Genomic DNA, 24,783 nt, shown 5'->3' with positions numbered 1-24,783 from the left:
TGACGCCACGAATCGGCGCGACCGGCCCCACTTCCAGCGCGGACAGATCAACGGCAGTCACCGGCACCGCACACGCTGAGCCTGCCCTCTCAGCTCAACACGCAGAACTTGACAGGGAAGCCGGTCTTCCCTGTTGGGTCGACGTGTTGATGCGGATCGAACAGGGATGGAAGCGTGCCGGGCTGGCGTACGTTCTGGGTGCCGGAGCCTCGTCAGGCCGCGGGGATTCGGTGCCAGTCCTGGCCGGGCGGGCGGACCTGGCTGTTCGGCCGGCCCTCTCCGCGGCTTCGGTAAGCGTCTTCAGCGCACCAGGAGGTCGATGGCGACCTCCAGTCGTTCGAGGTAGAACTCGCGTGATGCGGCCTGATGCTTGAGGCCGACCGATGCGCTGATCATCGTCTGTGCGACAAGGGGGGCAGCCTCTCGTCCCGACTCGACGGCGATCGCTTCTGTGATCAATTCCTCGAAACGTCGCGGCGCGGTCTCGGCGATCTCTCCGAGGAGGTCGGGGTTGTCCTCGATGACCACCGCGACATCGCGCGCCAGCGGGCCGATGTAGCGGCCCGCCCACTGGTCGAACGCTTCGACGAGACGCGCTGGAAGGGGGCGGCCGGTGTCGGCCAGGACGTGTTCGACCGCTGTGATGTCCCGCTCCAGGGCCTGGGCGACCGCGGCACGGAACAGAGTCTCCTTCGAGGAGAAGAGGAAGTAGAGCCCGGGCCGGGAGATGTGCGCCGCCCGCGCCACCTCCTCCATCGAGGTCTTCCGGTAACCGAAGCGCGCGAACGTGACCATGGCGGAGTCCAGAACCATGGTCCGACGGTCGGTATCGGCGACTGTCGACGGCCGGTGGCCGACATCGGGACTGCTCATGGACCGAGCATACGAGCGAGGACCGCACTATACAAATCAAGTCTAGTACGTACAGTCACCGCTATGGCTGCTCGCGAACCCATCTCCACTCCCTTCACCGCCTCCAGCACCGCGGGCGAGGTAGTGCGGGGCGTCGACCTCACCGGCGTCCGCGCGATCGTGACGGGAGCTTCCTCCGGAATCGGGATCGAGACGGCTCGCGCGTTGACCGGCGCCGGGGCGGAGGTGACGCTCGCTGTCCGGAACACGACTGCGGGTGACGCCGTCGCTGAGACGATCGCGAAGTCGACCGGAGGGATACGGCCCCGAGTCGTCCGGCTCGACCTCGCCGACAGGACCACCGTCACGCGATTCGTTGACGCGTGGGGCGGCCCGCTTCACCTGCTGATCAACAACGCGGGCGTTGTCACTGGTGGCCTCGAACGAACACGTGAGGGCTGGGAGCTGCAATTCGCGACGAACCATCTTGGCCACTTCACCCTCGCCACCGGCCTTCATGACGCCCTGGCCCTGGGAGCGGCCGACCGCGACGGAGCACGGATCGTCTCGGTCAGTTCGACGGCGCACATGCGTTCCGGCATCGACTTCGACGACCTCCACTTCGAGCGTCGCAGCTACGACCCGCAGATTGCCTACGCCCAGTCGAAGACGGCGAACTCCCTCTTCGCCGTCGAGGCGACTCGCCGCTGGGCGTCCGACGGCATCATCGCCAATGCGGTGAACCCTGGCGGTATCGCGACGGGACTGCAGCGGAACTTCACAACAGAACAGAAGAAGTCGCTCGACGCGGCCGAGGCCGCAGGAGTCTTCACCTATAAGACGGTCGAGCAGGGGGCCGCCACCAGCATCGTCGCGGCCGTCGCCCCCGAGTTCGCGCACTCCGGAGGCCACTACCTCGACGATTCACAGGAGGCCTACACCGTGACGAACGACGCCGACCTCGCGCAACACCCGCACGGTGTCAAGGAATGGGCCCTGGATCCCGCCACCGCCAAGCGCCTCTGGACGGTCTCGGCCGACCTTCTCCGCGTCTGACCTCTCGACGCCCGTTCAGGCGAACACGAGCAGTGGCAGCAGTCCCTCGTCGGCATAGACATTCGGAGTGGTGCGCAGGGCCAAGGTGTGTTCGTCGGCTCGGTAGCCCTCAAGCGCCGTCAACTCCCATTGGGATGCGGGGACTTCCTCATGGGTGAGGAGGTCGAGTGCGGCAGCGAGTCCGCCGGGGTGGTCGACGTGGACATACCTGACCTGGTCGGTCAGGCGCAGTTGCGGAGGCATCGCCAGTGGGCCTGCCGCAGTGTGCAGGAAAGGCGGGCAGCGGAGTGCGAGTGCGCACAGATCTCCCAGGTCCGGGGGTGCCCCTGGGCGTCCGGCGACCAGTCGTACGCAGGCACGGCGGTCGTCGACGGCTCCAGCGGTGTTCGTGTGACGGGCGTCGTCCTTCATCGGGTCGCGCCTCCGGAGACCGGCTGCTTGTCCCTGCGCAGGCTGGTGAAGGTCGCCGTGAGGTAGGCGGGGTCGAGGGGGGCGGGGCGCAGCAGGTCGGCGCCGACGGCGTGGTCGAAGGTGCTCTGGTCGTAGCGACGGTGCAGGTCGAAGTAGGCGGCGTAGCCGTCGAGTCCGGCGTGCACCTGGGTCTCCAGGGGTGTCTTCCGGGGCAGCGTGGAGACGGGGTGCAGGCGCAGCCGAGGGGTGGCCATGGAGAGGGCGCCGAGGATGTCGGTGACACGTGTGTCGTCGGGGTGTACGACATGGTGCACTTGGAGGCTTTCGGTGGGTTCCCGCAGGGCGATGCGCGCCATGGCGTCCATCGCGAATTCCACTGGTACGAGGTTGAGCAGGGCACCGGGCCGGCAGGCCACGCGCACGTGCCGGACGGAACTCGCGGTGTCGGGCAGCTGGGCCAGCCTGTCGAGCAGCCCGGCCTTGGCTTCGATCACCGCGTGTGGGTGGCGGGGCGCCGCGGCGGGCAGGGGCCTGTCCCCGACGACGATGCTGGGGCGCAGGATGCTCACCGGTACGTCGTGTGTCAACGACCAGGTACGGACCAGGCGTTCGGCATCGAACTTCGTGCGTTCGTAGGCGTTGAGGAAGCTCCAGCTGCTGTCGAGGTCCCGCTCGTAGACGGTGCCGTGGAGGCGGCCGCCGGCGACGAACGCGGTCCCTGTGTGTACGACGTGTCGGCAGTGCGGAGCGGCTGCCGCGAGATCGAGAAGGCCGCGTGTGCCGTCCACGTTGGTGCGGTGCAGCAGGTCGGGGTCGCCGGTGAGGGTGATGCACCCTGCCAGGTGCCACAGGGTGTGCATGCGGTGGGCGATGTGCCGGTACTGCTCCTCGCCCAGGCCGAGTCGGGGTTCGTCGAGGTCGGCGCGGACGATGGTGACCTGGGCGAGCGGTTCGTCGGGCAGGGGGATGCCGGTGGCGCGCAGGGCCCCGAGCAGCCGCATGGGAGTGCGGTGTTCGCGCCCGCGGACGAGCACGATGACCTCGTGGCCCCTCGTGAGCAGGCGGGCCAGTGCGTGGGAGCCGAGGTATCCGGTCGCTCCGGTCAGTACGACGGTCATGAGCGGTCTTGCCCCTTTCGGTTGAGGTGGTGCGGCAGTGACTTCTGGTGGGCCTGGCGGTCGCGTGGCGGTGGCAGCCGCGGGTTCGCCGGGCCGTCGGCGCGGGATGCGGTGCGGGGGCCGGTGGATTCGTCATGCAGGCCGACACGGCGGTGCAGGCGGCGCAGCGGTGCGGGCGCCCACCAGTTGGCGCGACCGGCCAGCACCATCACCGCGGGTACGAGCAATCCGCGTACGACGGTGGCGTCGAGGGCCACGGCCAGTGCGAGGCCGATGCCGAACAACTTGACCAGGGCGACTTGGGAGGTCGCGAAGGCCACGAAGACGACCACGAGGACGGCGGCGGCCGAGGTGATGAGCCGGCCGCACACCTGCAACCCGTCGGCCACGGCGGCCGTGGTGTCGCGGCAGCCCAGGTACTGCTCGCGCACTCGTGACAGCAGGAACACTTCGTAGTCCATGGACAGGCCGAATCCGATGCAGAACACGAGCACCGGGATGGCGGTGTCCAGGTAGCCGGTCACCGTGAAGTCGCCCACCAGCCAGCGCAGATGGCCCTCCTGGAAGACATACACCATGGCGCCGAAGCTGGCGGTGAGGCTGAGCAGGTTGAGGACGAGGCCCTTGAGAGGCAGCAGTACGGAGCCGGTGAACAGGAACAGGACGAGCAGGGTCGCGGAGGCGATCATGGCGAGTGCCCAGGGCAGGCGGGTCGCAAGGTCGTCACTGGTGTCGACGAACAGGGCCGCGGGGCCTCCGACGAGGTGGGGGACCGGCGCGGGCACCGCGCGTACCTGCCGCACCAGGTCGGCGCCCGCGCCGGAGTAGGGCTCGGTGTCGGACCGGACCGTGAGCCAGGCGCCACCGGCGGCCCGGCTGACCCCGACCCCGCGCACTTGGGGCAGGTCCTCGACGCGGCCGGCATAGGTCGCCAGCTCTTTCGCGGTGGTTCGTCCGAGGCGGGGCAGGACCACGGTCACCGGTGCCTGCGCGGGGAACTGCTCGCGCACCTGGTCGGCGGCCCGGTGCGCGGCGGCCCCCGGCGGCAGGGACCGGTCGTCGAGCAGTCCGAATCGGGCGTGGGCGAAGGGTGCGGCGAGCACGAGCAGGAGTGCGGTGACGGCGAGGGCGACGGGGCCCGGCCGCCTGGCCACTGCCCGGGCCAGCCGGGGCCAGAAGTGTTCCTTCGGGGGACGTGCGGTGCGGGCCGTCGCGCGGCGGGTCAGCCCGGGCGTGCGCACCGGCCAGGTGTCCACGCGCTCGCCGAGTACGGCAAGGAGCGCGGGCAGTACGAGGACAGCTCCTGCCGCGGAGACGACCGTGACGCAGATTCCGGCGTAGGCGAAGGAGCGCAAGAAGTACTGGGGGAAGAGCAGCAGTGCGGACAGGGACACGGACAAGGTCGCGGCGGAGTACAGCACGGTGCGGCCGGCCGTGGACACGGCGGTTTGGACTGCGGCCTGGCGGTCACGGCCCGACCGCACCTCCTCGCGGTAGCGGCTGAGGACGAAGAGGCTGTAGTCGACGGAAAGGGCGAGGGTCAGCGCTGTCGCCATGTTGACGGCGTAGACGGACACGGGGGTGAGCAGGGACAGAACGCGCAGTCCCGCGAAGGTGACGAGCACCGAGAGCACGGCGAGGAAGGCCGGCAACAGGGCGGCGGCGACGCTGCCCAGGACGGCGAGCAGCACCAGCAGCATGGGGAGGGCGGCAAGCAGTTCGGCGTGCAGGAGGTCCTCTTTGCTGTGCCGGTCGATTTCTACGCCGACTTGCGCGGGGCCGGTGGCCGACACTTCGAACGGCCCCTGTTCGCCGTCGAGTTGGGGGACGATACGTGCCGCGGCGTGCCTCCATTCGCTCTCCTCGCCGGAGAGTTTGGCTGTCACCAGGGCGGTAGTGCCGTCGTGGGCGCGCAACGTGGGGTCGGGGCGGGTGGCACGGTCCCAGTAGGAGCGGACGGAGAGCACGCCGGGAAGTGCGGCCAGGCGGTCGGTCAGGCGTTGTCCCGCGGCGCGGACGGCCGGGGAGTCGACCGCACTGCGCCGGGGCGGGTCGGGCATCGGACGCACCCGGGCGAGGAGCACGAGGTTGGGGACCCCGGCGTCGAACCGGTCCGTCAACTCCGCGTCCGCGCGCGTCGCTTCCACGTCCGGTGCGGCGGTGCCGCCGCTGCGCATGTCGCGCTCCACCCCCTGGGCCAGCGGCAGACAGACCACGGCACACAGGGACGCGCAAAGGAGGATCAGGCGCGGCTGATTACGGCGGAGAGTTTTTCCTGCATGCCAGAGAGAACGCATCCACATCCCAGTCGCCATTCATAGGTGACCTCTCGACGATTCGCCAGAGGGAAGCCCGCTACTTAACGAAGGCAATTACCACCAGACGCCCTCCCGCCTCAGGAAGTCAACCCCTCCGGGATCACGTTGCACTTACGAGTGAAGGAGGGCGAAGGATCCCCAGAGACGCTCAATGCAATTCACCCCACCAATAGGATTAACCTACCTGCGCCTCTGCCCTAAGAACGCCAGTCGCCCCGGCGCCACCGGCGCACACAACGGCGCGTGCAGCGCATACCGAAGATGTACGAGTGTGGAATAGCGCGCCGAGGAATCCTTCTGAAATTCCCGGGAACTGCATGATGTGAGACCCCTGCCAGCAATTTGGTCAGGCATATTCGGCTATGCGGCAGCGGGCTCGGACCAGGCATCACCACCGGCCGACAAGGCGAGGAGAGAATACAAAAAGACGTCCGTTAAGCACCAGGGACCAGGAGTTTCTCCATGCTGAATCCCCCCGTACGCGATACAACATCGGCCCGGCTCCTCTCGGTCGCCGCCTACCGCCCACGCGCCCGGCTCGGCAATGACGAGCTCGCCCGGGAACACGGCCTGGACACCTCGGACACCTGGATCCGCCGACGCACCGGCATCGCCGCACGACGGATCGCACAACCGCGTGAATCGCTCGAGTTCATGGGCGCACGGGCAGCTGAAGTCGCCCTGGACAGAGCCGGGTTCACGCGCCACGGAGCCGAAGCACCCGACTGCGTCGTGGCCGCATCCATGAGTCACCTCGACAGCGACCAGTCACTGGCCCGCGGCATCGGCAAGGAACTCGGCGGCGTCCAGGGCGCCTTCGACGTATCCGCCGCCTGTGCCGGCTTCTGCGTGGGCCTAGAACTGGCCCGATGCCTGGTCGCCACCCACGCCTTCCGGCGTGTCCTGGTCGTCGCCGCCGAGCGCATGTCCGACGTCGTCGACCCGCACGACCGCACGACCAGCGTCATCTTCGCCGACGGCGCGGGCGCGGGACTCGTCTGTGCCTCCCCCGAGCCCGAGATCGGCCCGGTCGCCTGGGGCACCCACGGCCGTGAGGGACACCTTCTGCGCCGCTCCCCCATGGCGCCGGTCAGGGTGGCTCCCGACGGGCCGCCCGCCTACCTGGCGATGCGCGGACCTGAGCTGTATCGCTGGGTCACCGAGCAGGTGCCGAGCGCCGCGCGTGAGGCGTTGGACAAGGCCGGCGTACAAGCGCACGAGCTCGGTGCGTTCGTCCCGCACCAGGCCAACGACCGCATGACCACGGCCCTCGTCGGCGCGCTCGGCCTGCCCTCGCACGTCGTGGTCGCCCACGACGTCGTCTCGTCCGGCAACACCTCGGCGGCCTCCGTCCCGATGGCCGTCGACGCGCTGCTGGCCGAACAGCCGCGTCTGTCCGGCGCCCTGGCGCTCCTCGTCGGCTTCGGAGCGGGCGTCACCTATGCCGCCCAAGTCGTCAAACTGCCCTGACTCCTTTCACGGGGTGCTGTCGCCGACCGCCTTCCCGAGGCGTTGCCGTCCACCCGCCGCCTCCCCGCCCCCCTCCGACACTCAATCGCCCACCATCCGAGAGGTAATCCGCCATGCCCTTCTACGACCCCCAGATGGACAGCGACTCCACGGCCGACCTGATGCTCAGCATCGCCGAGCACCTCGGCACGCGGCTGCGAGCCCTCACACCCGTCCCGCCCACACTCCCGGCGGACTCCTCGCCCGGGCCGTGGCAGGCCCCTGCTTCCTCCGCGCAGACGTCTCACACCGCGCCCTCCGGTCCGGCGAAGGCACCCCGGTGAGCGCGGTTGCACTGATCGTGAGGACGCAGATGCTGCCGCTGGCCAGCAGACCCGCCCGGGAGCCGTAGAGGTCGGCGATCCGGCCGATGACCGGGCTGCCCACCGACGTTCCGCCGACGAACCCCGCGACGTACAGGCCCAGGACCCGGCCGCGGAGGTGCGGCGGGGTGGCGAGTTGGATGTGGGCGTTGGTGCGGGTGCTGAAGACCATGCTGAACACCCCGACGAGAATGATCAGCGCGGTGAAGGTCGAGACAGTGGGTGCCGCCGCCGCTGCTGCTGCTTCCAAGAGGCCCAGCACCAAGCCGTAACTGATCAGTTCCCTCATACCGATGGGACCGCGACGGCCGGGGAGGAGGGCTCCGGTCAGCGCCCAGGGCCATGATCGTGTTGAACAGGGCGTACAGGCCGACACCTGCGGGGAAGGTACGGTCGGCGAGGCGGTCAGCCAGACGGGGTAGGTGTAGCCGAACGTGCCGGTGAGAGCCGAGAGAGCGACAACGGTGGCCAGTTGTGGCTGGCTCGATAGGTAGCGAAGGGCTTCCTTCAACCGGCCCGTGGAACGTTCGGTCCGCACGGACTGTGGAGGGTCGCAGGGCCTGAGTGCGGTGAGGCTCCTCATCGGGCCCAGCAGCGCCAACGCGCCCGCGAGGAAGGCCCAGCCGGAGTCAGCCGTGGTGAGCAGGGCGCCGGCCGCGGCAGGCCCCAGGACGCGGGAGAGCTGGAAGACGGCGATGCTCAGTGCCACGGCGTTGCGCATGTCGCGGGCATCGACCAGTTCCCCTACGTAGGACTGCCGGGTCGGGTTGTCGACGGCCGCGGCCAAGCCGACCAGCGGAGCCGTCGCGTAGATGTGCCAGGCGGTGATCGTCTCGGTGAATGCCAGCACTGCCAGGGTCAGCCCGGCCAGGCCGGAGGACGCCTGGGTGGTGAGGAGCAGCAGCCGTTCGGGGAAACGGTCGGCGAGCACTCCGCCCGGCAGGCCGAACAGCAGCAGTGGCATGAACTGCAGAGCGATGGTGACCCCGACGGCTGTCGATGACCCTGTCAGCCGGAGGACCAGCCAGTCCTGGCCGATGCGGATCATCCACGTACCCGTGAAGGCGGCGAGCTGGCCGCTGGTGTAGATGCGAAATGCGCGATGGTGGAGCACCGTCAACGTGCCGCGGAACGCCCCCAGGTGTCCACCGGGCTGTCCTCGTCGACGAAGACGTTCGCCCTGACTCACACACGCCAAGCGCTCCAGACCGCTTTCCATCAAGTCGAGGGCGGCATCCAGCCGGGCGCGTACCTCTGTGCTGTGGCGCGGCAGTTCGTCACGGCGCTCCCAGGTCTCGTCGATCTCCGAGCGCAGCGCTTCGACAGTCGATGCGGCGCGCTTTCCTCCCCTACCGTTCGCAGCCCGCCGTGCGGGCCCTGCTGAACGAACCCCCGAGGCCACCCGGATAGCAGCTGACCTCACCGAGCGACACAGCAGCCGAATGTCACCGCTCAGCACTCGGAACATCTCCCCAGTGAGGCGCTGTTCCTGCTCCGAGGAGCAGGGGGGCTCAGGAGCGCGTCGATCGAGGACGTCGGTATTCGTCGTCCCCCGGCCGACAGGACGGCGAGCACGTCTCGGGCAGGCGGCACGGTACGACTCCTTCACTCCTTGGACCAGCTCATCGCCTCGGACAGGGGGTGATGGCCGAGGCCCACCACCGCCAGCCCCTGCCCTGTACCCGGTGCGCAGTGCAGTCCCGGCACCATGACCGCGGCCTGCAGAGCCTCGTCGAGAAGCATCTCGCGCCCGCCGTGGTCAGTGCTGACGTCGGACGCCGCCAACAGCGCCGGCAGCATGCGCTCCAGGTGAACGGCGTATCCCTCTGCCGACGGGTGGAAGGCGTCCCCGGCGAGCAGCGTGTCCGTGCTTCGCAGGAGGAGTCGGCTGTCGTAGAGGGACACCACCCGTGCTCCGGCCCGCAACGCCTCACGGGTCTGGAGCATCGCGAGACGGCGGCTGCGGCGCCCGGCGAGGCGACGGACCCAACGGCGCAGCGACGGCTGGTGGCGGATCTGGGGGCAGCTGGCCAGCACGACGGACCAGCCCATGTCCCGCAGCCTGCCGAGGTGCTCCGCCAGCCGCTTGGCCGAGGCAGCGATCCGCACGGGCGCCAGCACGTCGTTGCCGCCCACGATCACCACGGCGGTGCCGGGGGCGCCGTCGAGTCGGCCGAGGCGCTCGACCTGTCGTCCGAGGAAGGTCGCGGTGGTACCGAAGCGGGCGAGCACCTTGAGGTCGACGGGGCGGTGGGCCGTGGCCGCGAGCTCGGCGGCCAGCACCTCGCCCACGGCCCGCGAGGAATGCCCCGCGCCAACGGAGAGGGCCAGCGAGTCACCTAGGAGAGCCAGCCGCAGGGGTTCACCGGCCCCCGAGCCGTAGCGCCCCGAACATGGAGGGATCTCCGCGCGGTCGAGACGGACCGGGGTGGCGAGTACGGCCCGGGAGTAGTACCGGAGCAAGGTCTTCTTGAGGCGACGACCGAGGTCGCCGTGCTGCCCGCTCATCGATGGGCCGCCTTCGCGAAGCGCTCGGCCTGGCGTTCCGCATCGACTTGCAACTGCGCGGTAAACACGGCGAGTTCGCTGCGCAGGGCTTCCGCTGAAGCGTCGAGTCCGGGCAGATCGAAGATCCGCCAATGCCGTAGCAACGGCCCGAGGATGTCGTTCCCGTGCACGCCGAGGTTGTAGATGTCGGCGCGGGCGATGGCGATGGCCTTGCGCCGGAAGCCCGGGATCTGGGCTCCGGGCATCTCGAAGGCCATGACTTCCCGACAGATCGCCCGGACCATGGCAGACGGATCGATGGCGAGCGCCGCGTCCACCAGCGAGCGGTAGAACACCATGTGCAGGTTCTCGTCGGCCGCGACCCTGGACAGGAGCCGGTCGGCGACCGGGTCGCCGGTTCGTCGTCCGGTGTTGCGGTGGGCGACCCGCGTCGCGAGTTCCTGCAGGGCGACGTAGGCGATCGTTTCGTGAATGGTGCGGTCGCCGCCGTCGTAACCCGCTTCCATGACGGCGATGCGCCGGCGTTCCAGCTCGTCCGGGTCCACGCTGCGGGTGACGACCAGATAGTCCCGGATGGCGGTCGCGTGGCGGCCTTCCTCCGCCGTCCAGCGATGCACCCAGGTGCCCCACGGGCCTTCGCGTCCGAAGCGCGTGGCGATTTCGTGGTGGTAGCTCGGCAGGTTGTCCTCGGTGAGCAGATTGACTTCGAGCGCGGCCCGCACCTCGGCGGAGAGCGGTGACTTGTCCGGATCCCAGGCTTCGAGCTCCGCCTCCTCGGTCTCGGCGAAGTCCTGGCCGCGTCCCCAGGGCACGTATCGGTGGGGCATCCATTCCTTGGCGATGCTCAGATGCCGGTTGAGGTTCTCCTCGACGACGGGTTCGAGCTCGACAAGCAGATCGATCGACATGCGGACTTCCTCCTTGGAGGGTGAGAGGTAAGGGCAGAACCCTTCGGAGGTGCTGACGCGTCACACCGAACGGAATGCCAGCGCGACGTTGTGCCCGCCGAATCCGAGTGAGGTGCTCAACGCGGCGATGGGCCCATCGGGCAGGGGGCGCGGCTCGTCCCGGACCACGTCCAACTCGATGGCCGGGTCCTGGTTGTCGAGGTTGATGCTCGGCGGAGCCGTCCTGTGGTGCAGCGCGAGGGCGGCGAACGCCGCTTCCACGGCGCCCGCTGCCGCGATCAGGTGCCCGGTCATCGACTTGGTGGCGGAGACCGCGGCGCCGTCGAGCGCCGACCCCAACCCCCTTCTGAGGGCCCGGGATTCGGCGAGGTCGCCCGTCGGCGTCGAGGTGGCATGGGCGTTGATGTGCACCACGTCCGCCGGAGCGAGGCCGGACCGTTCCAGTGACAGGTCGATCGCCTGGGACAACTCGCCGCCGTCCGGGTGCGGTTGTGCGATGTGGTGGCTGTCGGCCGTGGTCGCGGAGCCGGCGAGCTCGCAGTAGACGCGGGCCCCTCGGGCACGGGCGTGCTCGGTGGATTCAAGGACGAGAGCCGCCGCTCCCTCCCCCATCACGAATCCGTCCCGGTCCCTGTCGAAGGGCCGGGAGGCCCGCTCCGGTTCACCGTTCCTGGTCGACAGGGCGCGCATGGCGGCGAATCCAGCGATGGCCAGGGGCCTGACGATCGCTTCGCTGCCTCCCGCGAGGACGACGTCGGCGTGCCCGAGACGGATGAGTTCGGCGGCGCGGGACACCGACTCGGCACCGGACGCGCAAGCGCTGACCACCGCGTGCACGCCGGCCCTCGCGCCCGTCTCGATGCCCAGGACCGCGGCCGGGGCATTGGGCATCAGCATGGTCACGGAGTAGGGGTTGACGGAGCGCGCGCCCTTCGCGCCAAGGGCCTCGAATTGGTCGAGTGTGGTGCCGAGGCCGCCCATGCCGCAGCCGAAGACGGTAGCGACACGGCGTGGGTCGAGTGCGCAGTCGCCGCCGGCCGCGCCCTGGTATCCGGCATCCGCCCAGGCTTCTCGACCGGCGATCAGCGCCAACTGGCCACTGCGGTCGAGGTGTCGATGTTCCGGGCGGGAAAGCGCCTCCCCGAAGTCTGCGGGTACGCGAGCGGCGATGTGCACCGGCAGTTCATCGGCCCAGTCCTCCGGGAGCTCGCCGACCCCGCTGACGCCGCGCAGCGCGGCGGCCCACGTCGTGGAAACACCGCGTCCGATCGGTGTGAGCGCGCCCAGGCCGGTGATCGCGACGCCTGGTGTCGCGCGGGTGGTGCGGAACGTCGCGCGTTCAGATCGAGTCATGGGATGTCCTCATCGCTCGGTGGAGCCGCAGCGCGACCCGATCGCCTCCCAGCGAGGCGAAATGGGCGTCGGGGGTGTTCGCGTACGCGGCGGTGGCGGCGGCCGGGAAGTCGAACTCGCCCGGCCCCGGGTGCCCCCTCTCCGGTGCCGCGCCTCCGGCCGCGGCCAGCACAGCGGGCAGCAGGCGGTCCACGGCCCTTGCATAGGCAGCGGGCGAGGGGTGGAGCCCATCGGCAGCGTGCGTGCCTACGGGGTCCTCTCGGCACAGCGGTTCCGCGAGGGACGTGACCCGGGCGCCTTCGGCGAGCGCGACCGTGGTCTGCAGTCGGGCCAGGCGTCGGGCCCGTCGGCGCACCAGGGAGCGCACCGGGCGTCGTAGCCCGTCCCCCCATCCCACGTCGGGGCGGGGCGCCACCACGACCGCACAGTTCTCTGTGCGCATCAACCGGATCTGGCAGGCGAGCTGCCTCGCCCGGCGGCGGAGGCGGACGGGGTGCAGGATGTCGTCCCCTCCGGTCATGACCACGACGACGTCCGGCTCGGCCCAGACCGCCGCTTCCGCCTGACTCTGCATCGACGTGGCCGTGCCTCCACGCACCGCCTCGACCCGTACGTCGACGGGTCGGGCGAGCTCGTCGGCGAGAGCCGAGGCCAGCATCGCGGCGGGGACCTGGTCAGGGCGGTCAGCTCCACAGCCAAGGCTGGCCGAGTCGCCGAGCAGCATCAGGCTGAGCGCTGTTCTCCCTCCTTCGCCGTACCGGCCGTCGGCCGTGAACTCCGGCAGCCTCGCGGTGCGGTACGGCGCGCCCGCCAGACAAGCCGCGTAACAACGGGTCAAGAGCCTGCGGGCTCCCGAGAGCAGTGCCGAATCGGCCCCTGGGGCCGAAGCCTTGTTCATGTGTGCCTCCTCGGACTGGAGGGACATCGGACTGGAGAGACAGATGTCCCGTGGTACTTGCAGAGAGTTGAGGTGGCGTCTCCCTCGTACGGACGAGGCCGCGTCCCGGTCACACAGAAACGGGGAGCACACCGACGTGCGGTCCGCCATCGGGCGCCACCGATGTCGTGGCTGCCCCCTTCATGCCACGCACCAGGTAGTCGGTGGTGACCCGGGGAGCCCGCACGCTCACTCCGAGCGAGTCGAGGACGCCGGTGTCGAAGGAGAGCCGCTGCCTCAGGTACGGCAGGACCGCGTCGAGGCCCTGCGGAAGGCCGCGCACGTCTATGGGGAGGTGTGCGCTCCCGGGCGGCCTGAGCGAGACCCGCAGGGGGAAGAGATGCTCGAAAGCGTCGACTACGCGGGTGATCGGCGTATCCCTGGGGTGCACCACGTGCAGCAGCCGGGGCCCTTGGGGATGCGCTCGCTCGGTCACTTCCGCCATGGTGCGCGCGGCCGCCGCCACGGGCAGGAGGTTCAATCGCGCCTCGGGATCGCCGGGCACCGCGAGGGTGAGGGCGAGGCGTTCCCTGCCTCGTTCCGTCGCGAGCAGCTGCCCGGCCACCGCGGCGAGCTGAGCGAGTCCGTGCCGCGGGAGCTCGGGGTGGTCGGCCATGTCGGTGACCAGGAGACCGGTACGGTGCACGACCGCCCGGGTACTCGTGTCGGCCGCGTAGCTGTGCACGTACCGATCGGCGTCGGCGTGCGCCCGCTCGTGCGGGTTGCGGCAGGTCCCCGGATCCAGTGCGGAGCCCGTTTCCGTGACCGTACCCGGCGGCTGCGCCCCGTGCGCGAGGACGGTACTCACCTGGTGAAACACGGTCGGGCGTTCCCCCAGGGCTGCGAGCGGCAGCAGCGCGCGGGCCCCCAGCGCGGGGACTCCGCCCGCGAAGTCGCATCCGCGGTGCCTCTCCGGGCTCGCCGGGCAGTGCCACAACGCGTCGAAGCGCTCCGCGAGCCGGTGGTGCGTTTCGCGGCCGACCCCGAGGTGTGGCGCCTGCGGGTCGACGAACACCGCGGTCAGGCACCGGCTCATCTCCAGAACCGATTCCCTCGGATAGCCGAGGAGCGCGAGCCGGTCGAGCAGGCGCCTGCGTGCCACTGCGGGGTCGCAGGTGGCGAGCAGCGTGAGCCGATGTGTTCTTGCCAGGAACTCCGCGGCGAGCCGAGGCCCGAGGAAGCTGGAGCCCCCAGCGAGTGCGATGTCCATGTTCGTCAGCCCTCTCTCCCTCTTGCTCTTGCGGTGCTCTCCGCCCGTCCTGTCGACCGCGGTGCGCCTTCTTCGCACATCGGGCCAGGTGGCGGTTCACGAGAGTCCGTCAGGTTGGCTCCGTCTTCGCCTATATCGATCAGTCCAGCGGCCAGGGAGACACCGATCCGTCCCTTGGCCTGTTGAACGTGTTGAAATCCCTCTGTTCCGGCAGGCGGTGACGCCGTAGGCGGTGGCCAGGCCCATGATGTCGATGCCGGGGAGATCCAGGCCCGGCACGGACCCGGCGCCCAGGGTGCGGCCCCAGTTCTTGAGAATCCCATACTCACTGTTGTCCAGGACGACGACCGTCAGCGGAACCCGGTACCGCGCGGCGGTCCACAGCGCCTGCAGCGTGTACTGAATGGAACCGTCGCCGATCACCGCGACCACCGGCCGCTCGGGCCTGGCGAGTTGGATGCCGACGCCGCCCGCGAGGCCGAAGCCGAGACCGCCCGCGCCCGTGAAGTAGAAGCTCCCGGGCCACGAGACGGCCGCGAACTGCCAGTAGGCGGGCAGCTGTTGTGCCGCCTCGTTGACCACGATCCCGTTCTCGGGAAGCACTTTGGCGAGCACGGTGAAGATCTCGACGTCCCGCAGGGTTCCCTCGGTCGCGGGAGCCGACTCCTCGTTCGAAGGCATCGGCGTCAGCTGAGCCGCGGCACCGTCCCGCCGACGCTCGCTGCTCCGGCCCAGCTCCTCCGCTCAGCGCCCGAGTGAGTGCGTCGCGGATCACGGGACCGTCCAGCAAGGCCTCTTGCGTGGGCAGGCCCACCTCCACGACGTCCGCTCCCGCCTCCGCCATGGCGCGCATCGCCGCGAGGGAGCCGGGCACGCTCGGATAGCCCACGGGCAGATAGCCGATCACCGCGGCACGATCGCGCTCACGCGCGACTGCGAGGGCCCGCTCCAGCCGCCCGCAGGGGTTGAGGGAACCGGTCGTTGTCCTGCCATCTCGTGTGGCGGCGGAGGCGGTCATGAGGCAGCGCTCCGCCCGAGCTGCTTCCCTGCCGGGTTCTCTCCTGGCACGTCCCATGCCACCTTCCGCAGTCGAGGGGTCCTGTTTCCATGCGGATCCCCGAGCAGCGCTCTACCGAACGGGAATCCCGGACGTGGCAGCGTGAAAGTGTTGAACGGCCGTCGACGGCGCCTCTTACCCGAGGGACGGGCACATGTGGTTGGTGAGGTATGCGCGCTCGCGTGGGGTGAGTGGGCGCGCTCGTTCCTCGCGTCGGGCGCGGGCCACGACTACGGAACGTGTGGTGAAAACGCGTTGCCCCTCCTGGCGACAGGCACACCGTACGGTGAAGGAGCTGTTCCCCACCGCCTCGACCCACACCTCGACGGGTACGGGCTGGAATCCCCGCTTCATGCGTGCGTGGTAGTCGATTTCGTGACGGGCGATGAAGAACCCATCGGAGAACAGGCCGTCCACTTCGTCTGGCCAGGCGAGGGAAAAGAGGGCGTCCTGTACGAGTTCGAGCAGTCGAATGTTGTTTACGTGCCCGAAGAGATCGAGGTCGGAGTAGCGAGGGGTCAACCGACACAAGAGGCCGTGAAGTCTCATTCCCGTTCCTCAGCGCAGCCCCAACGCGGCACGAAGGACCCTTCCGCAGTCGCTTTCGGAAGGATTGAAATGACTCTCTTCAGCCGTTCCTGACGCAGCATGCAGCACTGCGGGCTCCAGATCTCGACGGACGGCCGTACAGAGCACTTCCAGGATGGGCAGACGGTCCGGCGCTGGCAGCGAATCGACTTCAGAGCAGAGATCCGAGATCAGCCGAGCTAGGGAGTGGGCCTTGGGGGCCATCTGATGTGAAGGCATACCTTCACCCTTACTTGGCACCCTCAGCAGTGGCCCATCTCCCTACTCCACTCGGGTGTGCGCCTCTGCCGCCTTCCGACATGGCCGACGCGGGCGCCGCCCAGGTGTGCACCTCGTTGCGGAGGGTCATCCCCCTGGGACAGCCGCGGCGACACACGCCGTGCACCGCGGCCGGCACGGGCATTCATCGATCTAGGTGGTCCCCTCTGCCCATGGCACGCACTCATTCATGCGCCTTTTGGGTATCTCCAACTGTTTCAGGAAATCTGGCGTGTAATCGCTATACGGTGAGAGGCAAGAAGTGTCGAACCTGACGGCTCGGCGCCCGGCCTGCGTCCCCAACTCCGGGCGCGAAGACCACGTATGCATGGGCCTTCCTGGCTCGTCCAGTGGTGAGGTTGGCCCGGACCCGCACGTCCCCCTGCCCGTACGTGCGGAGCCGAGCGCCCGCTCCTCCCTGAGTCAGTTCGATGGCGCCCTTCGCTCACCGCCCCGTGGAGTGCTGCCCACCACGCGGTCCCCTCTGCTCGAAGCGCGTCGGTGAGGTCGTCGGGTCGTCCCGGTGTCCCCGCCGACGGGGAACGGGAGCCGGGGAGCGCACGTACCTGACGCTTACATGTCGTTCTGGTCGGGATTCCGGGGAAATCTGCAGGGGTTGGCTCCGGTTCGTTTCGCCCAGGAGGAAAATGTGCTCGATCAGCCCGCCCCGGTTCCTGTGTCCCGCTTCGCGACACATAGCGTCGACGAGGCTCACGAGCAGCTGGAGCGCGCCTACGTGCGGCATGACGTCTCCGTGCCCCGTGACGCGGAGCGGCTGCAGTTCATCCTGCGTACGGCTGACTTCGGCGTCTTTCGGCTGGACACCCTCCACCACAACTTGCACACGGTCTGCCACACCGAACCGATGAACTCCCTTGCCGTGGTCGCCGTACGGGACGGCCAGGTCGGCATCGCCAGCGGACGGCACGAGACTCGGCTGGCCGACGGGCAGCTCGCGCTCTTCCCGCCCGCCGCGGCGGCCAGAGTCGAGTGGCAGGGCCTTCATTCCGCGGTGATCAACATTCCCTACGATCTGGCGGCCCGCACCGCTTCGGAGATCTTCGGAATCGAACCCGAGGACCTCCGATTCGACTCCATGACGCCGCGCGACCCGCACGCGGCGCGCTCCTGGAACGCGTTCATGGCCTTCCTCGACGCGGAGAGCCGACAGTCAGCGACCACGTTCGGCCAACCGCTGGTCAAGGCAGAGACCGCCCGCATGCTCGCGGTCAAACTCCTGTCGACGTTCGCCCACTCCGGCCTCGCCCACCCGAACCGGAGACGCGACGGAAGGGTTGCGCCCGCCGTGCTACGACGAGCTGTCGCCTACATGGAGGAGCAGGCACAGCATCCCGTGACGGTGTCTCAGATCGCAGCGGCGGCCGGCGTCAGTCCGCGCGCACTACAACTCGCCTTCTCCCGGCACTTCGACGTCAGCCCAGGGATGTACCTGCGGCGTCTGCGCCTGGAGCGCGCCCATCGCGAACTTCAGGCCGCCGACGCGTCGCAGGGGTGCACCGTCGCCGCGATCGCCGCGCGCTGGGGCTTCGCCAAACCCGGCCGCTTCACGGCCTACTACCGCGAGGCTTATAGCACCCTGCCGAGCCATACCTTGCGCACCTGAGATACGCCCGCCGGTATCCCCCGGAAGAGGGGGCTAGTGCACGCTATGCAACCTTGAGAGCCCACGCCTCGCTCATGACCTTGGCATGACTCGGAAGTAATTTCAGGGAATACTGCCCAATTCACGAAGGCAACAGCCCGGTATCCGCAACCCTTACCCCGCCAGAGCACACGAACGAGCACACCGGCGTGATTGCAACCCAGGGCAGAGCCGAAGTCAACCTGCCACCACTCCATGTGACCGGTTACACGGATTGTTGATGATGACTCATAGGATCGTGGTTTGCGGGAATGCTCGAACTAGGCATCTCGGGATTCCGTCTCCCATCTGATGTGAAGAATCTTCAGCAGATTCGAAGGATCCTGACCGGCTCTCAGGAGGTCGAAGTCTCATGACTACCCAGCGCGTAGCCGTCATGGGGTCAGGCACTTTCGGCACCGCCTTCGCCAAAGTGCTTGCTGACGCGGGGAATTCCGTCACGATGTGGGCGCGCCGCGAGGACGTCGCCCTGGACATCCGCGAACGACACCGCAATACGGCCTACTTGCCCACGACATCACTGCCCCCCACCGTCACGGCCGACGTCGACGCCGCCGAGGTCCTCGCGAGCGCGGACGGTGTCGTGCTGGCGGTGCCCAGCTACGCTTTGCGGGACAACCTCCTTGCCTGGGGGCGGCACATTCCGGCGGACGTGACCATCGTCAGTCTGATCAAGGGACTTGAAGTCCCCACGAAGGCACGCATGAGCGAAGTCGTGACGGACGAGCTCAAGGTTTCCGAGGACCGCGTCGTGGTCATCTCAGGCCCCAACCACGCCGTCGAACTCGCCGCCGAGCAGCCCGCCACCACCACAGTGGCCGGTCTGTACCCGGAACGAGCAGCCGCTGTCTGCGCCGGAGTCACCACTCCGTATCTTCAGCCTCAACTGAGCACGGACGTAGTGGGCTGCGAACTCGGCGGCGCCATGAAGAGTGTCATCGCGCTGGCACTGGGGGTCGTCACCGGCATGGGGCTAGGCGACAACAGCAAGGCGATAATCCTGAGCGCAGGGCTGACGGAGATGCATCTCCTCGGCCGCTGCCTGGGCGCGGAGCCCACCACCTTCCTCGGCCCCGCGGGCATGGGCGACCTGATCGCGACCTGCTCCTCGCCGCTCTCCTGCAACCGCTACTTCGGTGAGGTGCTGGCCCGCAGCGGTTCCGTGAAGGAGGCCCAAGCAGTTCTGCGCCAAACCGCCGAGGGCGTACGCAGCAGTCAGGCGCTCGGCGAACTGGCCCGGGCACACGGCGCGCACCTCCCGGTCACCGAGCACGTGGAGCTCATCTGCCGGTGGGGCGGCAAGCCCGACGACATCATCTCCACCCTGTTGCGGAGCATGGCACGGCACCTCTGAGCAGCGGAAGCCGAGAGAGCCCGAACTCCTCACGGGACTCGTACCCGCCCGCCGGACTTGGCGACAGGAGCCACCGAGCCCTTCCGAGGGGCAGTGAGTGCTGCCCCTGATCCTCTCCGGACTCCCCCAGGAACCAAGGAAGCAGGCAGCATGTCTTTCCTTCCGGAACTCATCGCCACCGCCATCGACGGCACCCTCGTCGGCCCGGACGGAGCAGTGTCGGACCGGACCTTCCGGGCGATCGACCGAGCCCGTGAGCAGGGCATTCCCCTCGTACTCGTCACCGGCCGGTCCCCGGACTGGATGCTCCGGACAGCCGTGCCCATGGCTCATGACGGGTACGCCATCTGCTCCGCCGGTGCCTTCGTCTACGACGTGGCGAACCGGAGCATCGTCCAGGACCGCCTCATTCCGCACAACAGCCTGCGACAGACCATCGATCGGCTCAGCGCCGTGCTGCCCGGCATCGGGTTCGCCGCGGAGTGCGCCTCGGGCATGATCTACGAGACCGCCTATGAGCTCGGCGACCGGCCCCCCGAGCGGATCGCTCGACCGCTGGCGGACGTATCCGCCCTTGCCGCGCTTCCCGTAGCCAAGCTCTTGGCCAGACACCCGCGCATCCACGCCGACGACCTGCTCGCCGAGGCACAACGGGTGGCCGGGGAACTGGTATCCACCACCCGCTCGAATGCTCCTCGTCTCATCGAGATGACTGCTCGTGGCGTCACCAGAGCCACGACGCTGATCCGGCTCTGCGAAGCCTGGGGGATCGAACGAGATCGCGTGGTGGCGTTCGGTGACGGCACCCATGACCTGGCCATGCTCGGCTGGGCCGCCCGCGGATACGCGATGGCCAACGCTCACGGGTCGGTCCTGGAAGCCACCCCCTGGCGGACCACGAGCAACGCCGAACATGGCGTTGCCCGGGTGCTCGAGGAACTGGTGCCGCCCACCATGCGGTCCAACGCAGCTACCAGGACTTGGAGTTGATGAACATGACCAAGAAGGCAATGCCACTCGTCGCGATACTCGTGGGGCTCGCGGCAGCGGTCCTGCCGCCCGGCAGTGCGACGACATCCCTGAACAAGAAGGACACAGAAGTGGTCGCCGCGGCCCACATGTCGCCGGTCAAGGCCGATCCGCGCAGTCCGAACGTATTGCTCGGCTCGATGGTGCCGAGCGCATCGTGCTAGCCCCGCACACCGTTACCTCCCCCTCCTGCGGCGCCCGGCCCGCACCGCAGACCCCCGTACCCAACGGGAGCGTCATCACCGATGCGCGCCCGTCAACAGACGAGAATCGAGTCCCCATACATGCCACAACGGATCTTCGTCCGCCGAGTATCCATCCGAGCAACTGACCAAGGAGATAGGGGTGTTGTCGACGACATCGCCCAACTCTCCCTGGCGCGCGAGGCCATGTTGGCCCTCCTCGGCATCCCCCACAACGAGCCGCACCCTTCCGGGCCGCTCTTCCCGCACGGGGTCATCGCCCTCCGGCATGAGGTGATTCTCTACCGCGAGGTGAAGTACCGGCACGAGCCGCTGCCCATCGAGGTGTGGGTGGACGAGATCGGCGATGTCGTCTTCAGCATGCAGAGCCGGGCGAGGGCCAGGGGCAAGGCGCTGTTCGGCGTCCACACCGTATTCGGGGCGCGCGATGCCCATTCCCTCAAACCGCGTGCGCTGTCGGAGCAGGAACTGGAGCGTCTGCGAGAACACACCGTTCCGCGCCTCAAACGATCGCCCCACCGGGCTCCGCGGGGCTCCACGAGCGGCAGTGCGGCCGACCCGCAGCCGTATCGCCCGGAGGCAGCGGGTCGGCGTTCTCCGTTGCATCCCTAGCCCCGGGCCCTGCCCGAGCGGCACGGGGGCCGCTCAAGGGCAATTCCACCGTGATCAGGTTGCTTCCGCTTCCTCGGCGGGAACGTAGTGGCGGCCGAGATTCTCCCGCTCGGCCTCGGTGACGGCACGGGCACATCGCGCTTCGACGTCGAATGCGACCCAGGACGTGGTGATCTGCGCATGAACCACGCCACCGTCTGTGATCTTGGCGGTTCCGGTGACCCTGGAACGGCGGATCTCGGTCACCACGGTGTGGATCCCTACCGACGCGCAGTAGGGCAAGGGCACGGAATAGCGGGCCTCGTGGCTGACCGCGGCGAAGGACGGCGCCACACCCTCGCCCGGCGAAAGCAGATCGTTCCAGGAGTCCTGAATCCAGGCGATCATCCGCGCGTTGTTCACATGGCCGTGCCAATCGAGGTCCGAGAGAGACACCTGCTGTTCCCACACGTGAGGGCCAACTTCGCTAGTACTCAAGCTATTTGATGTCATGCTCCACACCCTGCCTCGTATCCATTTCCCACACACTTCTGGCCAACCCGTCCGAAGCACGTCAGAGGCGCAGCTCGGGTCAGAGCCGGCGGGTCGGTTGGCCAGGGCCCGACAGCCGCCAGGACGTCGCAACTCCGGCTCACGCTCCGTGACATTGATAGGGCGTCGCGCCGAACCGTGCCACCACCGTCAGTTCCACGGAAACGTCTGCCTCGGCCGCCAGTTGCCCGGCAAGGTGGCGCCAACGGCCTGCTGACCGCTGTAGTACCCACCGACAGCGAGAGCGAGTCGCCGAGCAGGGCGAGCGGCACCGGCACGCCGCTCTCCTTCCCGTACCTCCGCTCGCACGGTGGGATGTGCGTTCTGCCGGAGGGAAATGAGCGGGCGAGAACCGCGCTCGCGTACACCTTCTTGAACGTCTTGCGCATTCCCTCGCGTCTTCGGACGGTGCCGCGTACGGCGTGCGTGGCCATGAGACCTCCAGGATTCGAGGACGAGTCGCACGAGTTCAGGGGGCCAGAGTCAGAGGAGCGGCGGTTGCTCGGGCACGTGGTGCCTCGGGGAACCGCGCAGCTTCCGTGCCCGCACCCCTCAACCCGCGAACGAGGTAGTTCAGCGTCACGGCGGGCGACGTGACGGGCACACCGAAATCGCGCAGGGCGTTGGTCTCGTACGAATGGTGCTGGCGCAGGTACGGCAGGACTCCGTTCAGGCCACCGGGCAGCCCTCTGACCTCGAACGGGAAGTAGGCGGCCCCGGGAGGACGCAGCTTGAGCCGTACGGGAAAGAGCTGCTCGAAGGCGTTCAGCGCCCGCGACACCGGCGTGTTGCGTCCGTTGACTACGTGCACCAGACGGGCTCCCGGCTCCTGGGCGCACTCGCCGATGTCGGCCATGGCCTGTGCGGCGCTGACGACCGGCAGCAGGTTGAGGCTCCCCTCAGGGTCGCCGGGCAGGGCCAGGGTGAGGTGGTAGCCCTGTTCGGCGGTCGCGAAGAGCCGTCCGGCAATGGCGGCCGCCTGGGCCAAGGAGTGCTGGGGAAGTTCCGGGTGGGGGGCCAGGTCCGTGATCAGGATTCCGGTGCGGTGCACGACGGCCGGTACCGAGTACTGCGCGGCGACGATGTCGACGTACTGGTCGGCGTCGGCGTACGCCTTCTCGTAGGGGTTGCGAGGGGCTCCCTGCTTGAGGACATCACAGTGCTCGCGCACCGTGCCGGGCTCCTGCGCGCCGTGCGCGAGTACCGTACTCACCTGGTGAAAGGCCGTCGTTCGGCTTCCGCGGGCGGCGAGCGGAAGCAGCGCCCTGGCGCCCTTGGCGGGAACTCCCCCGGCAAAGTCAGGGGCCCCCGAAATGTCCAGGCCCGCCGGGCAATGCCACAGCACGTCGAAGCGCTCGGCGAGAGCCTCCCAGCCGATGCGGCCGAGGCCCAGGTGAGGCGCCTCCGGATCGACGTACGTCGCGTCCAGGTCGGCCCCGTCCTCCGCGACGGTCTCCACCGGATATCCGAGCAGCTTCAGACGCCGCAGCAGGCGTGCCCTGACCGTCGCGGGATCGTCGGTCGCGAGGAGCGTCAGTCGGTGGCCCCTTTTCAGGAACTCCGCAGCCAGCCGAAGACCCAGAAAACTGGACCCTCCGGTGAGCGCGATATCCATGGCAGTACCTCGATTCTTCCCATCGCCCCCTGAGTACTGCCTGCCAGGCTCGTCGGGCTCGGGGCGATTGGCGAGGGACCGTAACTGACCGTCGCCTTGCAGTGCGTTCCACCCTCACATGTGCTACGAGATCGCTTTTGGTTGCTTTGCTCCGCACCATGCGCCTCGATGCTGCGCTGGTGACGCTCGCTTCAGGCATCTGCGCGTATCACCCGGAGAACGCCTGGCCGCACCAGCCCGCTCGTGGCGGGCTCGGTCCCCCGACGCTGCCCCACTGCCGCACCCCACCGCGAGCCGTCTCGGTCCTCGCCGCGTCGACCGGTACCGACCGGTTCACCGAGGTGACCTGGCGACGGACAGCCGGGCGCGATGACGTTACGGTTCGCGGTGCTGGCAGTCCGCTCCGCAGACGCTCGTATGGCCAGCCTCCTGGCAGGAGGGTCGGTCCGCATCCGGCCCGCGTTGAGGGACGCCATGGAGAGAGCGCCGCGATGACTCTCAGTATTCGCCGTCGTGATGGTGTCGTCGCCGAGATCACGACCGGCCCCGACCGGCACTGCGGCCGTGCAGCTTTCCTTACGTCTGCGGCCAGGGGTCCGGTCCTCTCGTGCACATCCGACATCGGCGGCCTGGCTTACGACGGGCCACGCTTCGATCCGCCGCTCGCCGGCTTCGCGGCGGCTGCCTGCACACGGCGGAACCCACCAGTCAGCTCTCTCACCGGGAACGAATAAGGGGCCCGACTCCAAAGAGCCGGACCCCTTCCATATGCCGTAGCGCTGCTCCGCTCACGCGGGCAGACCCGTCAACGAGGATCCATCCCTGAGGGCGAAGGCCCAAAGACCTCCGCGGTTGGCCGCGTGGCCAACGCATGGCCAACAGCACCCGGGAACACTCAGAAACACACAGAAAGAGACTGGTCTAGACGGCAGACGAGCCCATTCCGCCAGGCGGCAAAGCGCCTGGTCAGGGGCCTTCTATGACTCTGTCAGCCCGGGGGTGGCGACCCCGGTCGTCCAGGCGCATGTTCGGGCTCGAAAGCCGCATCTACCGTCAGAAACGCCCGATTTGGTGGATGGGGTCTCGCGTCTACTGCTGAGTGCTCCATCTGGCTCTGCTCGCAGCGCCTTCGTGCGAATTCGCGATATGGCCCGTTCACCTTGCTCGCCGACTAGAGGTTGTCCCGTATGGGGCGTGAGTTATCGGGTGAGGGCCAGGTTGTGTAGCCGGGCGATGCCGAGCATGGCCTGGTGAACGCCGTTGCCCTTGAGCCGACAGTCCCGCAGGATCTTCCAGTTCTTCAGCCTGGACAGGGCGTGTTCCACACGGGCTCGGGCCCGGCGATGGACCGTGTTCTCCGCCTCCTGCTG

22 protein-coding genes and 1 pseudogene are annotated in these 24,783 nt (G+C 68.6%); 7 read left to right on the top strand and 16 right to left on the bottom strand.

Annotated features, from left to right (window positions below; all coding sequences use genetic code 11):
* Positions 1–300 precede the first annotated feature (300 nt).
* A complete protein-coding gene (locus ACIO9J_RS20540; RefSeq protein ID WP_402001226.1) occupies positions 301–873 on the bottom strand; it encodes a TetR/AcrR family transcriptional regulator in 573 nt (190 codons plus the stop codon).
* A gap of 63 nt (positions 874–936) precedes the next feature.
* Between ACIO9J_RS20540 and ACIO9J_RS20535 the strand changes: the two genes are divergently transcribed.
* On the top strand, positions 937–1,908 hold the full coding sequence (locus ACIO9J_RS20535) for an SDR family NAD(P)-dependent oxidoreductase (protein ID WP_402001223.1): 972 nt from the start codon (positions 937–939) through the stop codon (positions 1,906–1,908).
* 15 nt (positions 1,909–1,923) lie between these two features.
* Here the strand turns inward: ACIO9J_RS20535 and ACIO9J_RS20530 are convergent, their stop codons facing one another.
* The 3 genes from ACIO9J_RS20530 to ACIO9J_RS20520 all read right to left on the bottom strand — a co-directional run bounded on the left by ACIO9J_RS20530 (position 1,924) and on the right by ACIO9J_RS20520 (position 5,614).
* Entirely contained in the window at positions 1,924–2,151 is a 228-nt protein-coding gene (locus ACIO9J_RS20530) for a hypothetical protein (RefSeq protein WP_402001220.1), read from the bottom strand.
* A 164-nt stretch (positions 2,152–2,315) separates the two neighbouring features.
* The gene (locus tag ACIO9J_RS20525) at positions 2,316–3,437 is read right to left on the bottom strand and encodes an SDR family oxidoreductase (RefSeq protein ID WP_402001218.1); all 1,122 of its coding nucleotides are present in this window, start codon (positions 3,435–3,437) and stop codon (positions 2,316–2,318) included.
* The gene (locus ACIO9J_RS20520) at positions 3,434–5,614 is read right to left on the bottom strand and encodes an MMPL family transporter (RefSeq protein ID WP_402001215.1); all 2,181 of its coding nucleotides are present in this window, start codon (positions 5,612–5,614) and stop codon (positions 3,434–3,436) included. The genes ACIO9J_RS20525 and ACIO9J_RS20520 overlap by 4 nt, the downstream gene beginning before the upstream one ends.
* A gap of 603 nt (positions 5,615–6,217) precedes the next feature.
* Between ACIO9J_RS20520 and ACIO9J_RS20515 the strand changes: the two genes are divergently transcribed.
* On the top strand, positions 6,218–7,225 hold the full coding sequence (locus ACIO9J_RS20515; RefSeq protein WP_402001212.1) for a beta-ketoacyl-ACP synthase 3: 1,008 nt from the start codon (positions 6,218–6,220) through the stop codon (positions 7,223–7,225).
* Positions 7,226–7,429: 204 nt separating this feature from the next.
* On the opposite strand, the gene ACIO9J_RS20510 is transcribed toward ACIO9J_RS20515, so the two are convergent.
* The 9 genes and pseudogenes from ACIO9J_RS20510 to ACIO9J_RS20470 form a co-directional block, all read right to left on the bottom strand.
* Positions 7,430–9,055, bottom strand: a complete 1,626-nt coding sequence (locus ACIO9J_RS20510; protein ID WP_402001209.1) for an MFS transporter — start codon at positions 9,053–9,055, stop codon at positions 7,430–7,432.
* 137 nt (positions 9,056–9,192) lie between these two features.
* Entirely contained in the window at positions 9,193–10,095 is a 903-nt protein-coding gene (locus ACIO9J_RS20505; RefSeq protein ID WP_402001206.1) for a GDSL-type esterase/lipase family protein, read from the bottom strand.
* Positions 10,092–11,003, bottom strand: a complete 912-nt coding sequence (locus ACIO9J_RS20500; protein WP_402001203.1) for an acyl-ACP desaturase — start codon at positions 11,001–11,003, stop codon at positions 10,092–10,094. The genes ACIO9J_RS20505 and ACIO9J_RS20500 overlap by 4 nt, the downstream gene beginning before the upstream one ends.
* Before the next feature lie 60 nt (positions 11,004–11,063).
* On the bottom strand, positions 11,064–12,356 hold the full coding sequence (locus ACIO9J_RS20495) for a beta-ketoacyl-[acyl-carrier-protein] synthase family protein (protein WP_402001201.1): 1,293 nt from the start codon (positions 12,354–12,356) through the stop codon (positions 11,064–11,066).
* The gene (locus ACIO9J_RS20490) at positions 12,343–13,254 is read right to left on the bottom strand and encodes a GDSL-type esterase/lipase family protein (RefSeq protein WP_402001198.1); all 912 of its coding nucleotides are present in this window, start codon (positions 13,252–13,254) and stop codon (positions 12,343–12,345) included. Before ACIO9J_RS20490 ends, ACIO9J_RS20495 begins: the two co-directional genes overlap by 14 nt.
* A gap of 109 nt (positions 13,255–13,363) precedes the next feature.
* A complete protein-coding gene (locus ACIO9J_RS20485) occupies positions 13,364–14,503 on the bottom strand; it encodes an SDR family oxidoreductase (protein ID WP_402001195.1) in 1,140 nt (379 codons plus the stop codon).
* A gap of 96 nt (positions 14,504–14,599) precedes the next feature.
* Positions 14,600–15,184 carry a thiamine pyrophosphate-dependent enzyme gene (locus tag ACIO9J_RS20480; protein ID WP_402001192.1) on the bottom strand — a complete coding sequence of 195 codons (585 nt, stop codon included), beginning with the start codon at positions 15,182–15,184 and terminating at the stop codon, positions 14,600–14,602.
* Positions 15,185–15,236: 52 nt separating this feature from the next.
* Positions 15,237–15,521, bottom strand: a pseudogene (locus ACIO9J_RS20475) (tryptophan synthase subunit alpha); the annotation flags it as partial.
* A 174-nt stretch (positions 15,522–15,695) separates the two neighbouring features.
* Entirely contained in the window at positions 15,696–16,109 is a 414-nt protein-coding gene (locus ACIO9J_RS20470) for an acyl-CoA thioesterase (RefSeq protein WP_402001189.1), read from the bottom strand.
* Between the two features lie 874 nt (positions 16,110–16,983).
* Here ACIO9J_RS20470 and ACIO9J_RS20465 point away from each other — a divergent pair.
* From ACIO9J_RS20465 to ACIO9J_RS20445, 5 genes are all read left to right on the top strand, one after another.
* Complete coding sequence (locus ACIO9J_RS20465) at positions 16,984–18,030, top strand: AraC family transcriptional regulator (RefSeq protein ID WP_402001186.1); 1,047 nt, start codon at positions 16,984–16,986, stop codon at positions 18,028–18,030.
* 391 nt (positions 18,031–18,421) lie between these two features.
* The gene (locus ACIO9J_RS20460) at positions 18,422–19,423 is read left to right on the top strand and encodes an NAD(P)H-dependent glycerol-3-phosphate dehydrogenase (RefSeq protein WP_402001183.1); all 1,002 of its coding nucleotides are present in this window, start codon (positions 18,422–18,424) and stop codon (positions 19,421–19,423) included.
* A 150-nt stretch (positions 19,424–19,573) separates the two neighbouring features.
* Entirely contained in the window at positions 19,574–20,413 is an 840-nt protein-coding gene (locus tag ACIO9J_RS20455; RefSeq protein ID WP_402001180.1) for an HAD family hydrolase, read from the top strand.
* A gap of 5 nt (positions 20,414–20,418) precedes the next feature.
* Positions 20,419–20,616, top strand: coding sequence for a hypothetical protein (locus ACIO9J_RS20450; RefSeq protein WP_402001177.1), 198 nt, complete (start codon positions 20,419–20,421; stop codon positions 20,614–20,616).
* A gap of 120 nt (positions 20,617–20,736) precedes the next feature.
* Positions 20,737–21,267 carry an acyl-CoA thioesterase gene (locus ACIO9J_RS20445; RefSeq protein ID WP_402001174.1) on the top strand — a complete coding sequence of 177 codons (531 nt, stop codon included), beginning with the start codon at positions 20,737–20,739 and terminating at the stop codon, positions 21,265–21,267.
* A 54-nt stretch (positions 21,268–21,321) separates the two neighbouring features.
* On the opposite strand, the gene ACIO9J_RS20440 is transcribed toward ACIO9J_RS20445, so the two are convergent.
* The 3 genes from ACIO9J_RS20440 to ACIO9J_RS20430 all read right to left on the bottom strand — a co-directional run.
* A complete protein-coding gene (locus ACIO9J_RS20440) occupies positions 21,322–21,717 on the bottom strand; it encodes an acyl-CoA thioesterase (RefSeq protein WP_402001171.1) in 396 nt (131 codons plus the stop codon).
* A 550-nt stretch (positions 21,718–22,267) separates the two neighbouring features.
* Positions 22,268–23,413, bottom strand: coding sequence for an SDR family oxidoreductase (locus ACIO9J_RS20435; RefSeq protein ID WP_402001168.1), 1,146 nt, complete (start codon positions 23,411–23,413; stop codon positions 22,268–22,270).
* A 1,199-nt stretch (positions 23,414–24,612) separates the two neighbouring features.
* The coding region (locus ACIO9J_RS20430) for a transposase (RefSeq protein ID WP_402003507.1) at positions 24,613–24,783 on the bottom strand (171 nt) is incomplete at its 5' end.

Origin of the sequence: Streptomyces sp. NPDC087300 (genome assembly GCF_044744425.1) — a bacterium.
Lineage (GTDB): Bacteria > Actinomycetota > Actinomycetes > Streptomycetales > Streptomycetaceae > Streptomyces.
This window is presented reverse-complemented; position numbering and strand designations above follow the sequence as displayed.

Excerpts from the sequence above, each read along its gene's own strand:
- ACIO9J_RS20485 (WP_402001195.1), bottom strand. The coding sequence starts at position 14,503 with ATGGACATCGCACTCGCTGGGGGCTCCAGCTTCCTCGGGCCTCGGCTC.
- ACIO9J_RS20450 (WP_402001177.1), top strand. The coding sequence starts at position 20,419 with ATGACCAAGAAGGCAATGCCACTCGTCGCGATACTCGTGGGGCTCGCG.
- ACIO9J_RS20510 (WP_402001209.1), bottom strand. The coding sequence starts at position 9,055 with ATGTTCCGAGTGCTGAGCGGTGACATTCGGCTGCTGTGTCGCTCGGTG.
- ACIO9J_RS20540 (WP_402001226.1), bottom strand. The coding sequence starts at position 873 with ATGAGCAGTCCCGATGTCGGCCACCGGCCGTCGACAGTCGCCGATACC.
- ACIO9J_RS20520 (WP_402001215.1), bottom strand. The coding sequence starts at position 5,614 with ATGCGCAGCGGCGGCACCGCCGCACCGGACGTGGAAGCGACGCGCGCG.
- ACIO9J_RS20490 (WP_402001198.1), bottom strand. The coding sequence starts at position 13,254 with ATGAACAAGGCTTCGGCCCCAGGGGCCGATTCGGCACTGCTCTCGGGA.
- ACIO9J_RS20455 (WP_402001180.1), top strand. The coding sequence starts at position 19,574 with ATGTCTTTCCTTCCGGAACTCATCGCCACCGCCATCGACGGCACCCTC.
- ACIO9J_RS20515 (WP_402001212.1), top strand. The coding sequence starts at position 6,218 with ATGCTGAATCCCCCCGTACGCGATACAACATCGGCCCGGCTCCTCTCG.
- ACIO9J_RS20435 (WP_402001168.1), bottom strand. The coding sequence starts at position 23,413 with ATGGATATCGCGCTCACCGGAGGGTCCAGTTTTCTGGGTCTTCGGCTG.
- ACIO9J_RS20460 (WP_402001183.1), top strand. The coding sequence starts at position 18,422 with ATGACTACCCAGCGCGTAGCCGTCATGGGGTCAGGCACTTTCGGCACC.
- ACIO9J_RS20530 (WP_402001220.1), bottom strand. The coding sequence starts at position 2,151 with ATGCCTCCGCAACTGCGCCTGACCGACCAGGTCAGGTATGTCCACGTC.
- ACIO9J_RS20495 (WP_402001201.1), bottom strand. The coding sequence starts at position 12,356 with ATGACTCGATCTGAACGCGCGACGTTCCGCACCACCCGCGCGACACCA.
- ACIO9J_RS20505 (WP_402001206.1), bottom strand. The coding sequence starts at position 10,095 with ATGAGCGGGCAGCACGGCGACCTCGGTCGTCGCCTCAAGAAGACCTTG.
- ACIO9J_RS20465 (WP_402001186.1), top strand. The coding sequence starts at position 16,984 with ATGTCGTTCTGGTCGGGATTCCGGGGAAATCTGCAGGGGTTGGCTCCG.
- ACIO9J_RS20445 (WP_402001174.1), top strand. The coding sequence starts at position 20,737 with ATGCCACAACGGATCTTCGTCCGCCGAGTATCCATCCGAGCAACTGAC.
- ACIO9J_RS20535 (WP_402001223.1), top strand. The coding sequence starts at position 937 with ATGGCTGCTCGCGAACCCATCTCCACTCCCTTCACCGCCTCCAGCACC.
- ACIO9J_RS20480 (WP_402001192.1), bottom strand. The coding sequence starts at position 15,184 with ATGCCTTCGAACGAGGAGTCGGCTCCCGCGACCGAGGGAACCCTGCGG.
- ACIO9J_RS20500 (WP_402001203.1), bottom strand. The coding sequence starts at position 11,003 with ATGTCGATCGATCTGCTTGTCGAGCTCGAACCCGTCGTCGAGGAGAAC.
- ACIO9J_RS20525 (WP_402001218.1), bottom strand. The coding sequence starts at position 3,437 with ATGACCGTCGTACTGACCGGAGCGACCGGATACCTCGGCTCCCACGCA.
- ACIO9J_RS20470 (WP_402001189.1), bottom strand. The coding sequence starts at position 16,109 with ATGAGACTTCACGGCCTCTTGTGTCGGTTGACCCCTCGCTACTCCGAC.